Genomic DNA, 16,668 nt, shown 5'->3' on the forward strand with positions numbered 1-16,668 from the left:
ACACTATTTGCAAAGCAAATAGATGTTAATCAGTACCTACTTGGTTCTCGGAGCTAAACGGTTCTGTCCCGACCTCTTTTCCAAAAAATTGTTTGTTCACTATGTTTTCTTGTCGTATTTCATGTTAGTATAAGGAAAAAGTGTTCAGTTGATTAGTTGAAGATTTAGAGTGTGGGACATAAGTCGATTAGGCTTGTCTCTCATGTTCTGTCTTTTTTTATGTCATCATTCACTAAACTAATAAATAATTGGAGGTATTTTATGAACAAATTTTTTACAGCCCAACGTTTAAAAGACACCGCCTATGTAACAGTCGGTGCATTCATTTTGGCCATTTCAATCAATGCGGTCTTATTGCCAAATAAACTTGTCGCAGGCGGAGCCAATGGCATTAGTATTGTTATTAATTATGTTTTCGGGATTAGTCCCGCCATTGTTCTTTACGCCATCAATATTCCTCTTTTAGTGCTTTGTTTCTTACTTCTTGGGAAAGAGGTCGGTGTCAAAACCATTTATGGCAGTCTTATTTATCCATTTTTTGTAGGAATTACTTCGGGGATGCCTGTTTTAACACATAATATTTTTCTAGCAGCATTATTTGGCGGTATTATTACAGGTGCTGGCCTAGGCTTGGTTTTCCGTGGCAATGCTTCAACTGGTGGGACAGCAATCATTTCACAAATTGTCAATAAATACTTCAAAGTTTCCTTAGGTATTGCTATTTTATTCGTCGATGGTTTAGTCATTTTATCAGCAATGTATGCTTTTAATGCAGATATTGTGTTATTCTCTTTAATTTGTTTATTTACAATTGGTCGTGTCGTTGACATGATTCAAGTTGGTCTGGTTCGCTCGAAGAATGTGATGATTATTTCACCAAAATATGTCGCAATTCAAGAACGCTTATTACGTGAACTAGATAAAGGTGTGACCTTGGTGCCAATCGAAGGCGGTTATCGAAACGCGAAAGGCATGCTCTTAATGACCGTTATTCGTGAAAAAGATTTTCCCCGCTTAAAAGAAGCCATTCTTGAGATTGATGAAGAAGCCTTTTTGATTTCAATGAGTGCGAGTGAAGTCTACGGAAAAGGATTTAGCTTGAAAAAAGTAGCTGATTCTTATGGCGTTGAAGCTACTAATGCCAATAATTTACAATAGTTTTTTGTAGGAAAAGAGCCGCAAAATCTGTAGAGATTTTGCGGCTCTTTTTACATCTTCATCCAGACAGGTTCTAAGCTATTGCCATCCAAATCTTGCACCTCTAAGCCATACATTTGCTCTTCTGGTATTCCCATATCAACTCGGTAACAGTTGCCTCCGTTAGCTTTGGCGGTTTCGCCAAACTGTTTTACGGCTTCGGCACTCTCTAAACTAAAGGAAATTAATGCTCCACTGGTTGTTTGCGCATCAATAATTTGCTTTTCTTGGATAAATTTTCCATAAAAGTCATGGTTCAACAACATAATCCAAAATTGATCATCCCACATCATCGAACTAGCTTCCTCTGTTGAAAATTCCTCGTTCTTTTTGAATCCAAGTTTTTCATAAAAGGCTGTAGAACGTTGGACATCCGCTACTGGGAAGTTAACAAAAACCATTGTGCCCATGTGATTCATCCCTTTCTTTTAATCATCTACGACAGCTAACTGTGCGTTGCGACAAAATCAACAAGCTTGTTTGATTTATACTAGCATATTCATAAAAGAAATGTTACTAAAACGTTTTCTTAAGGTAATTCTCGATAAGCCAAGTGCTGAATGATTTCACTATGTTGTGGATAATCGTTTAACAATTCCGCTTGAGTAAATAACTCGAAGTCTTCAAACTCAAAGCCTGGTGTAACTACACAACTGACTAACGCAAATCCTGTCGCTACTGTAGAGCCAAAGATTGTGCCGGCAGGAACTGAGAACGAAAGCTGTTGTCCTTGAACTAAGTCTTTCCCTAACTGAACAGCTTGATACGTTCCATCAGGAAAAATACAGTGAACGGTTAACGGCTGACCATCGTGAAAAAACCATAATTCATCCGCTTTTAAACGATGAAAATGTGACGGACTTTCTGTATTTAATAGAAATAAAATCGCTGTATGCAACGCCCGTTCGCCTCGTTTGGTCGGAATCAATTGTTCACTTTTATTGGTTTGTTTAAAATAACCGCCCTCAGGATGCGCTTCTAATCCTAACTTCTCAATCCACATTTGTTCTGTCATCTTCTCCCTCACTCCTTCATTTTTTCAGAAACGATTTAGGAAGAACTTAGAACATCCGTCCCAATCCTAAAATAAACGGCAAGACAGGAGGTCGGGGCAGAACCGTTTAGCTCCGAGAAATAAGAAGAAATTTCCGAAAATTGCTCTTTAATTTTTGGAGAATTTCGACTTATTTCCGAAGGAGTTGGTTCTGTTCCCGACGTTTATCAGGTTTTGAGCCTGGGACAAAAATCCAAAGTGATTTTTGTCCCAGGCTCCTGTCCCACGTTCTTCCCAAACCTGTTATTTTCTACAACTAAACATCTTTTAATAAGCCTTTAAATAAGCCCATTGCGAAATCGTTGGCATTGAATGGTTCTAAATCGTTAATGCCTTCACCTAGACCAACTAATTTCACTGGCAAGTGTAATTCATTCCGAATAGCAATGACAATACCACCTTTGGCTGTTCCGTCTAGTTTGGTTAAAACTAAGCCAGTGACATCGGTTGTTTCTTTGAACTGTTTGGCTTGTGTCATCGCATTTTGCCCAGTAGTTGCGTCCACGACTAAGAGAACTTCGTGAGGCGCATCTGGAATTTCTCGTTGGATGACTCGTTTGATTTTTTCTAATTCTTTCATTAAGTTGACTTTATTTTGTAACCGACCTGCTGTATCCACTAGCAAAACATCGGCCTGCTCTGCTTTGGCACGTTCCACTGCATCGAAAACGACCGCTGCTGGGTCGCCGCCAGCATTCCCACGTACAACTTCAACGCCAGCCCGTTCACCCCAAACAACTAATTGATCGATGGCGCCCGCTCGGAACGTATCGGCAGCGGCCATTAAAACTTTCTTTCCTTCCAACTTGTATTGATGGGCTAATTTACCAATGCTGGTTGTTTTACCAACTCCATTAACACCGACAAATAAAATCACGGTTAAGCCATTTGGCTGTAAGTTAATCGCATTATTCTCATTAATTCCTGCTTCTTCATACAAATCAACCATTTTTTCAATGATGGTATTTTGAACTTGAGCTGGTTTTTTCACGTTTCGCAGTTTCACTTCTTGTCGCAAGGCTTCTGTAATTTTTAAGGATGTATCAAAGCCTACGTCTGCACCAATTAACGTTTCTTCTAATTCTTCAAAGAAATCTTCATCGACGCTTCGGAAATTAGCAAACAATTCGTTCAACCGTTGACCAAATGTTTTACGTGTTTTTTCCAAGCCTTTTTCATATTTTTCTTGGACCTGCTCTTCTTTTGACTCTTCAATTTCTTCTGAAACCTGCGTGTCTGTTGGTTCTGCCAACGGAGTCACGACACTACTTTCTTCCTCAGGCGCTTCCACAACAACTTCTTGTGTTTCCTCTGTCAAGATTTCTTCTGGCTCTTCTTCTAACGCTTCTTCTACGCCAGCTAATTTTTCCATTTCAGCGTTATCTGTTAAATCGGCTGTTTCTGTGACTTCTTCCGCTGTCGTTTCTGGCGTTGTTTGCGCCTCTTCTGCTGCGGTTTCTTTTGATTCAGCAGGCGCTGATTCATCACTAGGTGTTTCGTCTACTGTTTCTTCAATTATCTCTTGTTTTTCTTCTTCCTTTTTTTCAGCGGAAAAAGCTTTTTTAATTTTATCAAAAAATCCCATTCTTATTGGCCTCCTTCCAACGGCGTTAAAATATATTTTTCGACCGCTTTGGCAACGCCATCTTGGTCATTCGTGTCTGTGACGACATCTGCGGCTTCTTTAACTAATGGAATCGCATTTGCCATGGCGACACCTAAGCCAGCGTATTCAATCATCGGTAAATCATTTTCTTCGTCCCCTAAGGTCATGATTTCTTCTGCACGGATTCCTAAATCTTTGGCTAACAAGGAAATACCATAGGCTTTCGTAATCCCTTTTGGCATAAATTCTAATAAGTTATTTCGCGTTTTAATAATTTCAAAGCGCTCATAAAAAGAGGCCGGAATTTCCTTGATGCGTTCATTTAAATACGCTTCATCAATCGCAACAACAACTTTGTTATAAATTCGATTCGGGGTTAACTCTTCTAATTTGTAGGACTCAAAGGTTAATAATTTGTTTAGAGAACTATAAATTGAAGGATAATTTGGGGCAGAAGGCAGTTGCATCACGACCTCATCGGATAAGACATCAAACGGCATGTTGAGTGTGGTTGCTAATTGGTACAGCTCATGAATCGCTTCCAAGGGAATCAATGTTTTCTCAATAATGGCCCCTGTATCATTTTTTTGAACCAACCCGCCGTTAAAAGTAATGCTATAATCGCCTTCATCTTGTAAACCTAATTCTTCTAAGTAAGGACCAATAGCTGCCAAAGGTCGACCTGTGCAGATAACAACTTTCACGCCTGCTTGTTTCGCAGCCATCAGTGCTTGTTTATTCCGTAAAGAAATCTCTTTTTGGCTATTTAATAATGTTCCATCTAAATCAATAGCAACTAATTTTATCAAACGTTCGCTCCTCCTTGCTTCTGGCTAATTGCTTTTTTCAATTGCGCCACCTTCTTTGACCTCTTCCAAGCGAACTGAAACGATTTTTGAAACCCCAGATTCTTGCATAGTCACGCCATATAAAACATCTGCGGCTTCCATTGTCCCTTTACGATGCGTCACCACAATAAACTGTGTGCCATCTTCAAATTCGCTTAAATAATGGCCAAAACGAGCAACGTTGGCTTCATCTAAAGCTGCTTCTACTTCATCTAAAATACAGAACGGAACTGGTCGAACACGAATAATTGAAAAGAGTAATGCAATCGCCGTTAATGCTCGTTCGCCTCCAGACAACAAGCTTAAATGTTGTAATTTTTTCCCTGGTGGTTGCGCCTCAATCTCAATCCCTGTATTCAAGAGATCCTCTGGGTTGGTTAGCACCAGCTCTGCCCGTCCGCCACCAAACATATTAGGAAATACCACTTTGAACTGGCCACGAATTGCTTCAAAGACTTCTTTAAACCGTTCTTTCACTTCTTGGTCCATTTCATCCATGGTTTCAAATAATTGTTCTTTCGCATTTAATAAATCATCTCGTTGACTGACTAAAAATTGATGGCGCTCATCGACTTGTTCAAATTGCTCGATGGCACTTAAGTTAACAGGTCCTAACCGCTCAATTTCTTGTTTTAGGCGTTTCACTGTTTGCTGCGCCTGCGCTAAATCATCGATTGGGAAATACGCTTCATAGGCAGCTTCATAGGTTAAGCTGTATTCTTCCTGTAAGTAACTTAACGAGCTATCTAATTGCATTTCTGCACGATTTTTTAGGACTTCGATTTGTGTTTTATCTGCTAAATACTGTTGTTGGCGTTTGTTTTCTTCCGCTAATTTTGTATCTAACTCGTCTACTTCTTCTTGCAACGCTTGTCGTTGACTACGTGCCGTTTGTAAAGAGGTTTGCAACGCTGTTTGTTTTTCCGCTAATTGCGCGACTTGTGCCGCTAAGCCTTCTTCGGTTAACTGATGATCGCTAGAATGGCTACTTAGTTGTTGTAGCTGTTGACGGATGGCCGTTTCTCGAATCAACAATTCGTCCAATTGTTCTTGTTTGTCTTGCTTTTGACGAGCAAAATGGGCACATTGTTCCGCCGCTACTGCTTGTTCTGCTTGAACTGTCGTCAAGCGTTCTTGCGCTTGGGCTTTAAAGGTTTCCATTTGGCTAGCTTCTTGTTCCACTTGTTTCATTTCAGCATCTAAACGTTCTTTCGTTGCCGTTAAGTTTGCTTGTTGCTCTGTCAATGTGGCTTTTTTCGTTTGATATTCGGTTAAGAATTGATGCAATTCCCGTGATTCATATTCAAACAGACGTTTTTCTTTTGTTAAACGAGTAATCGTTTCTGTTTGATTGGCTAATTTATTGTCAATTTCTTGTTGTTTTAAGCGATTTTGTTCACCAGCAGAGCGCAACATTTCTGCACGTTCCGTGGCTGTTTTCACTTCTTGCGAGAGTGCTTGGACTTCTTGTTCTACACTTCTTAGTTGTGTTTCTAATTGAGTCATTTGTTCAGTAATTGTTTGAAGTTCTTGCGCTTGTGAAAATAGGCTTCCTTGGTTGCCACGTTTATTGGCTCCCCCAGTCATCGAACCGCCAGGATTCATCACATCGCCTTCCAATGAGACAACGCGATATTGGTAATTGACTAATTTTGCTAACTGGTTGGCACTCGTTAAATCTGCCGCTAAAATCGTGACGCCTAAGAGATTTTGAATAACGGTTTGTACTTGTTCTGGATAACGAACTAATTCACTGGCAATCCCCACGAAGCCCGGTGCACCAGCCAAACGATTCTGAACCATCGCCGATACAGAGCGTGGCTTAATGGTAGTCAATGGTAAAAAGGTTGCTCGGCCACTGTGTTGTTGTTTTAAGAAGGTGATGCCTGCTCGACCATCTTTCTCATTTTCCACAACAATATGTTGCGCCGCACCACCTAGGGCCGTTTCAATCGCCAACGTATATTCTTTAGGCACTTCAATTAACTCAGCCACTGCGCCAACAATCCCAGTCAATTGGTTTTTGTGACGCAATACAGCTTTCACGCCTTGATAGAAGCCAGCGTAATTTTCTTGAATTTCTTGCAAACTTTTTTGGCGTGCCTTCGCTTGTTGCACTTGATTCATCGCTTGGTACATATCGTTTTGACGCTGTGCTAATCGTTCACGCTTAGCTTCAAGCGTTGCTTTCAACGCAGTGTATTCTTCCAACTGTTCTTGTAAGCCTTGTTTTGCAACTTTTTGCTCTTTTTCTAGCGTTTCTTTCATTGCAAGAGCTTCAACCATCTGTTCTTCTAGCGCTTCGTGTTTTGCTAGCGATTGTTGATTTTTAGCTGTTTCTTGTTGATATTGTCGTTCTAAATATTTTAAGTCATTGGCTGTATTGGCTTGTTCTTGCATAACTTCCACATACTGACTGCGCAATTCTTCCATTAATTCTTTAGAAGACTTACTATATTTTTCCACATCTTTCGTTGCCAAAGCCAATGCTTCTTTTAACGTCTGACGTTGTGCCGTTTTTTCTGCGATTGCTGTTTCCAGCGTCTGCAATTCTTCTCGATAACGAACAATTTTTTCGGCCGTTTCTGCCAATGTCTCTTCGTATTCGCTTGCCGTTTGGGAGGTGTGTTTAGAACGTTCAATTAAAACATTTTTTTGTCCTTCTGCTTGTTTCAACGCTTCTGTCACTTGTAATAATTGTTGTTGTTCCGTTTCAATTTGTTCATCTAAACGATTGCGCTTGCTTCGTAAACGTACCAATTTGCCTTCTAGGTCATGGACTTGTTTACTTGCGCCAGCTAACTTTTCTTCAATGGCTGTTAATTCTTGCGTTTTCGTTTCCCAAATAGCTTTTGCTTCTTGAATTTCGGTCACAGTTAAATTGACATCAATTTCGGTAAGTTCTTCTTTCAAAGCTAAATACTTTTTAGCCGCATCTGCTTGGGCGGCTAGAGGAACTAATTGGTCTTCCAACTCGTAAATGATATCTTGGACACGGCTTAAGTTGTCCTCGGTTTCGAAAAGCTTTTGTTCAGCTTTTTTCTTTCGTTGTTTGTATTTTAAAACGCCCGCTGCTTCTTCAAAAATCCCTCGACGGTCTTCAGGTTTACTATTAAAAATCGCTTCAACTTTCCCTTGCGAAATAATTGAAAAAGATTCTTTGCCTAACCCTGAATCCATAAATAAATCTTGAATATCTTTTAAACGGCACGCTTGTTTATTAATAAAAAAGTCACTTTCGCCCGTTCGTTTTAAACGACGGGTGACACTAATCTCACTATAATCCAATGCTAAATAATGGTCGCTGTTGTCTAACGTCACGGTAACTTCCGCAATATTTAGCGGCTTACGACCTTCCGAACCGGCAAAGATAATGTCGTTCATTTTGCCACCGCGAAGGTTTTTCGCAGATTGTTCACCTAATACCCAACGAACGGCTTCCGTGATATTACTTTTCCCACTTCCATTCGGACCAACCACTGCTGTCACATCATCTTCAAATTCAATAATGGTTTTATCTGCAAATGATTTAAATCCTGTAATTTCAATTCGTTTTAAATACACGAATATTGCTCCTTCCAGCCTTACTGAGGAATACTTTTCAGTGCCCGCTCAGCGGCATCCTGTTCAGCTAACTTCTTCGATTTTCCTTGGCCTAACCCAATGAGTTCACCATTCATGTAAACTTCAGTGAAAAAGGTGCGGTCATGAGCAGGGCCTTCTTCTTTAATTAAGCGATATTCAATTGAAACATCGCCTTTGCGTTGTAAAACTTCTTGTAATTGTGTTTTGTGATCCATCTCATGTGAAAAAGCACCGGCATCAATTTTCGGAAAAATAACGTCTTCAATAAATTTCTTGGCTGCGCCAACTTTTTGGTCTAAGTAGAGGGCACCTAAAAAGGCTTCAAATAAGTCACATAATAATGATGCACGTGTTCGTCCGCCCGATGCTTCTTCTCCTTTACCTAATAAAATGTAGTTGTCGAAGTGACATTCTTTCGCAAATTTGGCTAAACTATCTTCCCGAACGATGGCTGCGCGCATCTTCGTTAATTTTCCTTCTGGAAGTTCTGGGAATTTTAAATACAAATATTGTGAAACAATTAATTCTAAAACTGCATCTCCTAAAAATTCAAGACGTTCATTATCGGATAATTTTAAATAGCGATGCTCATTCACATAGGATGAATGAGTAAAAGCTTGCTCTAATAGATTGACATCATGGAAAACAATGCCGTAACGTTCTTTTAACTCTGTTGTTAACTGATTGTCCATTCTCCACATTCCTTTACATTTATTTACACCTTGTTTCATTATACTTTTTTTTTCACTTTTTTTAAATGGTTCTATTCAGAAAAAGCCTGTTATTCACTGTGTTCTCATTATTTTTTAGAAAAAAATAAATAAATAGAGCTATGATTGAGATAAAAGCGTTTGTTTACGTAAGAGATAGAAAGAGCGTGGGACAAAAATCACTTTGGATTTTTGCGCCACGCTCAAAAACTGATAAACGGCGGGAACAGAAGCAACTCCTCCTTATTTCTCGGAGTTAAACACTTCTGTCCCGACCTCGTTCTATCTCTATTAAATCAGCGGAACGTTGTTTAACGTTTTTCCGCAGTGACACCCACCGTTGCCCATGGATTATCTTTCGTATCAACTGCCCACGTAAAGTCAACTACACGGTCGTTGACAGGCAAGACTTCATTTCTGTAAAGCGTTGGGATTACAAACGCTTCATCAATGGCATACTCTTGCCAATCGTAGAAGGCTTTTTTACGTTTTTCTTCATCAAATGATGCTTTTGAATCAATCGCATCAAGTAATTTAGTATTTTCTTCTGACTCAAAACGTGTATAGTTAAAGGCTGAGTTTGGACCATATAAGCCGGTTGGTGAAGGATCTGAACCTGTGCCCCACGCGCCTTGATAGATATCTACTTCTGGGTCATCATTTTTCAATTTATCATAGAATGCTTGGAAATCAATTAAGCGTCCTGTTGTATACGTTACGTTTAAGCCAATTTCTTTCCATTGTTGGACATAGTAATCAGCAAGTGGTTGTGCAGTTTCGCCGCCTGACATTGAAGCAAACTTGATTTCTAGTGGTTTGCCTTCTTTGTCTTCGCGAATGCCATCGCCGTCTACGTCTTTATAACCAGCATCGTCTAATAATTTTTTCGCTTTGTCTAAATCAAGCGTATAGCCTTTCGCTTCGCTATCATGCAAGCTCTTGAAGACTGGTGGGATTAACGTTGTTGCCCCTGTTCGTAAGCCGTTGTAGAATTTTTGGCCGACTGCATCATTGTCAATTGCATAGCCCATGGCTTGACGTAAGCTTTTATCTGCCATTTTAGCTTTTGGATTGTATTTCACTGTATTGGTTTCTTTGTCAAACGTACCCATTTTAAAGCCAATATACGTGTAGGCTTGTTCGGGACGTCCTAAGATTTGATACCCTTCAGTATCTTTGTATGTTGGATACGTATCTGTTGGCATTGATAATGCAATATCGTATTGTTTCGCTTTCATCGCTTCTACAATGCTCGCAGAAGGAACAGATTTGAACACTAATTTATCTAATTTAGGTTTGCCACCGTAGTAATGCTCATTTGGTAGGTATTCAACAGATTCACCTGTCACAATATTACTCATGTAGTATGGTCCAATAGTCACAGGGTTTTTACGAACTGCATCGCTTGATTCCATGTCTTTAACAGCAATTCCTTCAAAGGCATGTTTTGGTAAAACTGAACCCCAAACACCGCCACCTAATTGTTGCATTCCTGGGTGAACTTCTTTATAAGTGATTTTAACTTCTTTATCATTGACTTTTTCTATGCCAGAAATGGTTGGCGATTTACCATCATGGTAGTCTTCCATGCCAACAATATTCGTAAAGTTATCATCATAACGAATCCCTGTATAGTCTTTATGACCAATGACTTCATAAGAGAAAATCACGTCATCTGCCGTCACATCTTTACCGTCAGACCATTTCAAATTGTCACGTAATTTTATGGTTGCTGTATTGGCATCTTCATCTAATTTCAGATCCGCAGGACCCCCATCGACAATCTTAAAGTCTGCATCATTGTTAAATAATGGCTGTACTGTTGGAAGCATGTATTGTGCATCATAGTTGTCTTGATAAAATTCTTGCTGGAAAAGTCCTTGGAATTGTGTATCCATAACTACAGCGACATCTAATGTCCCGCCATCAATTGCTTTTTTATCATTTTTAACAGCGATTGGCATTTTTGAAATGTCTTCTGTTTCCGTTGCTTTATTGCCCCCGCCTTTATTGCCGCCACCACATGCAGCTAACCCGAATACTAACACAGAAGCTAACGTGATTGCACCTAAAATCCGTTTCTTGTTCATCTCTTTTCCTCCCTCATTTTTTGGCTAATTAGCCTAATCGTTGTCGTGCATCTGCTGAGCGCTTAAATGCTTGTCCAACATAGTTTATACTTAACATCAAGACTAAAATTAGAATTGATGCAGGTAACCAAACCCATTGTTTATTGACTAATACATCCCCACTGCTGGCGTAGCCAATTAAGGTTCCTAAACTTGGGACACTTTGTGGTAACCCGAAGCCTAAGAAAGTTAACGTTGTTTCGATCCCGATATTGGCCGCGAAATTAATCGTTAAGTTCGTAATAATTAATGAACTTAAATTCGGCATAATTTCTCGAAACATAATTTTAAAATCGCTTGTTCCCATTGTCTTAGAGGCACTAACGTAATCTCGGCGCCCTTCAGATAACGTTTTACTGCGGAACAACCGCGCTTTTCCAACCCAATAAAACGCACACATAATCCAAATAAAGGACCAGATACTATATTTAGGAATCACGGAAACGAACACAATAATAATTAACATAATTGGCAAAATCATAATAAAATCCACGATACGCATCAAAATATTATCAATCATGCCTCCATAATAACCGGAAATAATCCCTAAACCGACCCCGATAATAGACGTAATAATCGTAATGGCAAAACCGATTAAAATCGAGTTCCTAGCCCCGATAATCAATTGTCCTAAAACATCACGACCCCCTTCATCGGCACCTAAAATGAACTTGGTGCCATTCATTGTAACGGTACCTGGTTCCGCATATTTATCTAAAATACTTACATGCATAACGGCACTTTGGTCTAACACTAACGAACCGATAAAAACGGCTAATAAGATAATAACCAAAAGGATTAAAGAAAACATCGCCATTTTTTCTTTGACGAATTCTCGCGCAATCATCCGAAAGCCCATTGGTGGAATACTTTCTTGTAAGACTTCTTCTCTTTTTTCTTCTGTCAATTCCATTTTTATCACCCTTTCTTCGTGTTTTTTCTACTGAATTCGAATTCTTGGATCAACAATACTCATTACAATATCAGAAATTAAGGTTCCGATAAGGGTTGCCAATCCCAAAATCAACACGAGAGCGGTAATAACGGAATAGTCACGTTGAATGATACTATCAATAAATAATTTTCCAATTCCTGGGAAAGCAAAAATCTTTTCAATAACGACTGATCCGGCAATCAAAGCAGTAATTTCATAACCTAATTGAGAGGCAATTGGTAATGCTGCATTTCTAAAAATGTGTCGATTAAAAATTTTATTCGTTGGCACTCCTTTTGAACGAGCAGTACGAACAAAGTCCATGTTTTTAACATCAATCACTTCACTGCGCAAATATTGAATAGTGACCGCTGTCCCTAGCAACGCTTGAGTGACCCCTGGTAAAATTAAATGCTTCAGTTTATCTAAATAATACGGCCACGTTCCCTCAGCCAAACCAACAGTCACGGTTCCACTCGTTGGGAACCAGTCTAAGCGATACCCAAAAATAAAGAGCATAATCAAGGCAAAGATGAATAATGGCACGGCAAAACTGAAGAAGTTGTAGATAACCACCATTTTGTCAAACCATGAATTTTGGTAACGGCCAGCAATTAAACCGAAAGGAATGGCGATTAAATACGTGATTATAACTGACACAGCGGCCAATGCAATCGTATTCCCCACCCGACCAGCAATGAGCGTGGACACAGGTAATTTAAAGATAAAACTATGCCCAAAATCTCCATGTAAGGCATTGCCAATCCAACGGAAATATTGTTCGTACCAAGGATCATTTAACCCGGCAGCTTCGCGCATGGCTTCAATCACTTTCGGGTCTTGGTTCGGATTAATCAATCCTGTAAACGGATCACCTGGCATCATTTTAGCCAACAGGAAAATCAAGACACTTAAAATAATCACTTGCGGAATCATCAATAACAAACGGCGTAAAATTGTTTTCCACATTATTCAGCACCTCCATTTTTTAACGCTACTTGGTGGGTTGGACTAATCGCATGTAAGTTATAAACCCGCCCATTTTCATCATAATAGTCTTTATGATTTTCCCGATACTCTTGCTCAACTCTTCTTCGTTCTTCTTTGTGAGCTTCTCGGTTCGCTACGTCAATTTTAGGAATTGCTGAAAGTAAGCGTTTGGTATAAATGTGTTGTGGATTAGTGTAAATATCTTGGCGTGTACCGATTTCTACAAAACGGCCTTTGTACATAATGGCAATGTTGTCACACATATGTTTAACTACGCCCAAATCATGGGAAATAAATAAGTAACTTAACCCATATTCCTGTTGAATGTTTTTCATAAAATTCAATACCTGTGCTTGCACAGATAAGTCCAGTGCTGAAACAGGTTCATCTGCAATAATTAATTTGGGGCTGGTAGCCACCGCTCGGGCGACGCCTAAACGTTGGCGTTGTCCACCAGAAAATTCATGAGGATATTTGTACAACGCATCTTCTGGCATCCCCACAATGTCCAACAAACTTTTGACTTTTTTCTTTTCTTCTTGGTCACTTAACCGTTCAAAATTTCGAATTGGTTCGGCGATAATATCTAGTACTCGTTTTTTAGGGTTTAAACTTGACATCGAATCTTGGAAAATCATTTGGACATCTTTGTTGTATCCAATCGCTTTTCGACTTCGCGGCTTGGTTACATCTTGTCCTTGATAAATAATTTCACCATTTGTAATTTTTTCTAAACCAATAATTGCTTTTCCTGTCGTTGATTTTCCAGAACCCGATTCACCAACTAACCCATACGTTTTACCTTGTTCAATCATGAAATCCACACCATCAACCGCCAAAACATGATCAGTGATTCGATTGAAGAAGCCGCTGCGAATTGGATAATGAACTTTTAAATCTTTAATTTGAATAATTTCTGTCATTACGCTTCCCCTTCCCCGTCTCTAAAATGAAAATGTTTATAACATGTACAACGAACAAAATGATTCGGTGCAACTTCATGTAATGTTGGATTTTCTTCATGTTCCGATGCATCAATCCAAGGAATTCGTGGGGCAAACCGACAACCTTTTCTAGGTAATTTGGTTAACGAAGGAACAATCCCTTCAATCACATGAAGTTCTTCTTCATCTGAATTCTCTTGGGGAATGGACTGAAGTAAGGAACGTGTATATGGATGTTTCGGATGACTAAACAATTCTTCAGCAGTGGCTACTTCTACAAACTGACCCGCATACATAACCGCTACACGATCAGCCATTTCCGCAACTACACCTAAGTCATGGGTAATTAAAATAATGCCGCTCCCTGTTTCTTCTTGCAAATCTTTTAACAAATCGAGAATTTGTGCCTGAATGGTAACGTCTAAGGCCGTTGTGGGTTCATCTGCAATTAAAATCGGTGGTTTACACGCGATTGCAATGGCAATAATCACCCGTTGGCGCATGCCGCCAGACAATTCATGAGGATACTGTTTCCCGACACGCTCTGGGTTGGGAATCCCCACTTGATCTAACAGTTCAATGGCCCGTGCTTGTTTTTGTTGTGCGGTCATTTTGGTATGATACGTGAGACTTTCTTTAATTTGGTCTTCAATTCGCATGAGCGGATTCAGTGCAGACAACGGATCTTGGAAAATCATCCCAATATCGTTTCCTCTGACTTTGTTGTACAATGTTTCATTAAACGTAGTTAAGTTTAAATTGTTGTATAAAATTTCCCCAGTAATTTTGGTATGATTGGGATCATGTAAGCCCATAATCGTTGTTGCTAAGGTACTTTTTCCACAACCAGATTCTCCGACGATTGCCAGAATCTCATTTTTCTTCAATTCAAATGAAACATCATCGACGGCATTATAATAATCATCTTTGATTCTAAATGCTGTTTCTAATCCTGAAACCTCTAGTAATTGTTCATTTCCTTGCATCCATACACACCCCTTACGTCCTTTCAAAAACATTATATAAATTAACTAATATTTAATGATAGCACTTTCTAATTTTTATCAATGTTAATTTACAGCTCATTGTTTTTTCATAATTTTATAGAATTATTCCATAAAAAGCAAGATAAAATAACTTTTTTCGCAGTTATTTTTTTACATGTATGATTTTTTTTACAAAAATATGTGTAAAAATAGCCTTATTGCTTAATAAAATAACCATTATGTACGCAAAAAAAGTCGATTAACAGGAATGTTAATCGACTTTGTCTTATTATTTTTTATGAATTACTCACAATATAATCTACAGCGGCACCAACTGTTTCAATTTTTTCTGCATCTTCATCTGAAATCTCTGTTCCAAATTCATCTTCAAGTTCTAAAACAAACTCCATTACGCTAATTGAGTCAGCGTTCAAATCATCTTTAATGTTTAATTGATCTGTTACTTGATCCGCTTCAATATCAAAGTGGTTTGAGATAATCTTCGCTACTTTTTGAAGTACTTCTTCACGAGTCAACTGTATTCACCTCCACTGCTTTTGAAAAAAGGTTCTTTCTTTTACTAAAACGCTAAGATACATTGTACTCACAATTTGGGTATTTGTCCATCTTTTTTTCATTTGAGTAACAAACTGATGTCAAGACAATTGCAAATTACTCTGCTTTGCCTTCATAATATTCCACTAATTGTGGGACAACTTGGGTTTCTAACATTGTATGAATTTGACGAATGGTGTAGCGGACGGCATCAGGACCCGTGGCCCCATGCGTTTTAATGACTGGCGCTTTTAAGCCAAATAAAACCGCTCCCCCATGTTTTGAGTAGTCCATTTCGTCTTTCATGCCACGCAACGCATTCTTTAATAATAAGGCGCCCATTTTTCCTTTGACACCTTCAGAAAGAATCGCTGTTTTCAGCAAGCTCATCATGTTCATAGCTGTGCCTTCGATGGATTTTAAAACGGCATTTCCTGTGAAGCCATCTGTCACCACCACGTCAGCTACGCCATTTAATAATTCTCGTGCTTCAACGTTTCCGACAAAATTAATCGTTTCATCTGCTGCTAACAATTCGAAGGCTTTTTTCGTTAATTCACTGCCCTTTGTTTCCTCAGTTCCGTTATTTAATAGACCGACACGAGGATTCTGAACGTTCCGAACTTTTTCAGCATAGAATGAACCTAAAACGGCATACTGAACCAAATGTTCTGGTTTATTGTCTGCATTGGCTCCTAAATCTAACATGTCAAACCCTTTGTCTGGTTCTCCCATGACAGGTAAAGTTGACATCAAACCGGGACGTTCCACATTTTTGATGCGGCCGACAATGAACAGCCCCGCTGCTAATAGCGCTCCAGTGTTGCCTGCAGAAAAAATCGCATCGGCTTCCCCATTTTTAACTGCTTGCGCTGCTAAAACCATGGAAGCAGTTTTCTTACGACGGATTGCTTTAACTGGCTCATCGTCACTAGCAATTTTTTCATCGGTATGAATAATCGTAATGTTTTTTTCATCGGTGATGTATTTTTTTATTTCGGCTTCTTTTCCATATAATTGAAATTCAATGTCTGGGAAGTCTTGTTTGGCTAGCATAACCCCTTCAACAATTGCTTGTGGGGCGTTATCTCCACCCATTGCATCTACAGCAATTTTCATGAGTGATTCCC

General features: G+C 39.2%; 14 protein-coding genes. 1 reads left to right on the plus strand and 13 read right to left on the minus strand.

From position 1 onward, the window contains the following. The first annotated feature begins 261 nt into the window (after positions 1–261). On the plus strand, positions 262–1,158 hold the full coding sequence (locus IGK82_RS12175) for a YitT family protein (RefSeq protein WP_002354953.1): 897 nt from the start codon (positions 262–264) through the stop codon (positions 1,156–1,158). Between the two features lie 50 nt (positions 1,159–1,208). On the opposite strand, the gene IGK82_RS12180 is transcribed toward IGK82_RS12175, so the two are convergent. The 13 genes from IGK82_RS12180 to plsX all read right to left on the minus strand — a co-directional run bounded on the left by IGK82_RS12180 (position 1,209) and on the right by plsX (position 16,657). Beyond that, a complete protein-coding gene (locus tag IGK82_RS12180; RefSeq protein WP_002354951.1) occupies positions 1,209–1,607 on the minus strand; it encodes a VOC family protein in 399 nt (132 codons plus the stop codon). A gap of 119 nt (positions 1,608–1,726) precedes the next feature. Further along, positions 1,727–2,212, minus strand: a complete 486-nt coding sequence (locus tag IGK82_RS12185; RefSeq protein WP_002381091.1) for a cupin domain-containing protein — start codon at positions 2,210–2,212, stop codon at positions 1,727–1,729. Between the two features lie 295 nt (positions 2,213–2,507). Continuing rightward, positions 2,508–3,836, minus strand: coding sequence for a signal recognition particle-docking protein FtsY (gene ftsY / locus IGK82_RS12190; RefSeq protein ID WP_002385216.1), 1,329 nt, complete (start codon positions 3,834–3,836; stop codon positions 2,508–2,510). Between the two features lie 2 nt (positions 3,837–3,838). Beyond that, positions 3,839–4,666 carry a Cof-type HAD-IIB family hydrolase gene (locus IGK82_RS12195; protein ID WP_010709951.1) on the minus strand — a complete coding sequence of 276 codons (828 nt, stop codon included), beginning with the start codon at positions 4,664–4,666 and terminating at the stop codon, positions 3,839–3,841. A gap of 24 nt (positions 4,667–4,690) precedes the next feature. Further along, complete coding sequence (smc, locus tag IGK82_RS12200) at positions 4,691–8,269, minus strand: chromosome segregation protein SMC (RefSeq protein WP_010709952.1); 3,579 nt, start codon at positions 8,267–8,269, stop codon at positions 4,691–4,693. 20 nt (positions 8,270–8,289) lie between these two features. Further along, complete coding sequence (gene rnc / locus IGK82_RS12205) at positions 8,290–8,982, minus strand: ribonuclease III (protein WP_002354946.1); 693 nt, start codon at positions 8,980–8,982, stop codon at positions 8,290–8,292. Positions 8,983–9,311: 329 nt separating this feature from the next. Further along, positions 9,312–11,090, minus strand: a complete 1,779-nt coding sequence (opp2A, locus tag IGK82_RS12210) for an oligopeptide ABC transporter substrate-binding protein Opp2A (RefSeq protein ID WP_002354945.1) — start codon at positions 11,088–11,090, stop codon at positions 9,312–9,314. A 28-nt stretch (positions 11,091–11,118) separates the two neighbouring features. Next, on the minus strand, positions 11,119–12,042 hold the full coding sequence (gene opp2C / locus IGK82_RS12215; protein ID WP_002365358.1) for an oligopeptide ABC transporter permease Opp2C: 924 nt from the start codon (positions 12,040–12,042) through the stop codon (positions 11,119–11,121). Between the two features lie 27 nt (positions 12,043–12,069). After that, the gene (opp2B, locus tag IGK82_RS12220) at positions 12,070–13,032 is read right to left on the minus strand and encodes an oligopeptide ABC transporter permease Opp2B (RefSeq protein ID WP_002354943.1); all 963 of its coding nucleotides are present in this window, start codon (positions 13,030–13,032) and stop codon (positions 12,070–12,072) included. Further along, positions 13,032–13,976: an oligopeptide ABC transporter ATP-binding protein Opp2F gene (gene opp2F / locus IGK82_RS12225; RefSeq protein ID WP_002354942.1), complete on the minus strand. Its 945-nt coding sequence runs from the start codon at positions 13,974–13,976 to the stop codon at positions 13,032–13,034. Before opp2F ends, opp2B begins: the two co-directional genes overlap by 1 nt. Then, positions 13,976–15,016, minus strand: coding sequence for an oligopeptide ABC transporter ATP-binding protein Opp2D (opp2D, locus tag IGK82_RS12230; RefSeq protein WP_002365359.1), 1,041 nt, complete (start codon positions 15,014–15,016; stop codon positions 13,976–13,978). The genes opp2F and opp2D overlap by 1 nt, the downstream gene beginning before the upstream one ends. A gap of 263 nt (positions 15,017–15,279) precedes the next feature. Continuing rightward, positions 15,280–15,519, minus strand: coding sequence for an acyl carrier protein (acpP, locus tag IGK82_RS12235; protein ID WP_002354939.1), 240 nt, complete (start codon positions 15,517–15,519; stop codon positions 15,280–15,282). Positions 15,520–15,655: 136 nt separating this feature from the next. Next, positions 15,656–16,657: a phosphate acyltransferase PlsX gene (gene plsX / locus IGK82_RS12240; protein WP_002354938.1), complete on the minus strand. Its 1,002-nt coding sequence runs from the start codon at positions 16,655–16,657 to the stop codon at positions 15,656–15,658. Positions 16,658–16,668 lie beyond the last annotated feature (11 nt).

Source organism: Enterococcus sp. AZ197 (assembly GCF_050556405.1).
GTDB classification, from domain to species: domain Bacteria; phylum Bacillota; class Bacilli; order Lactobacillales; family Enterococcaceae; genus Enterococcus; species Enterococcus faecalis.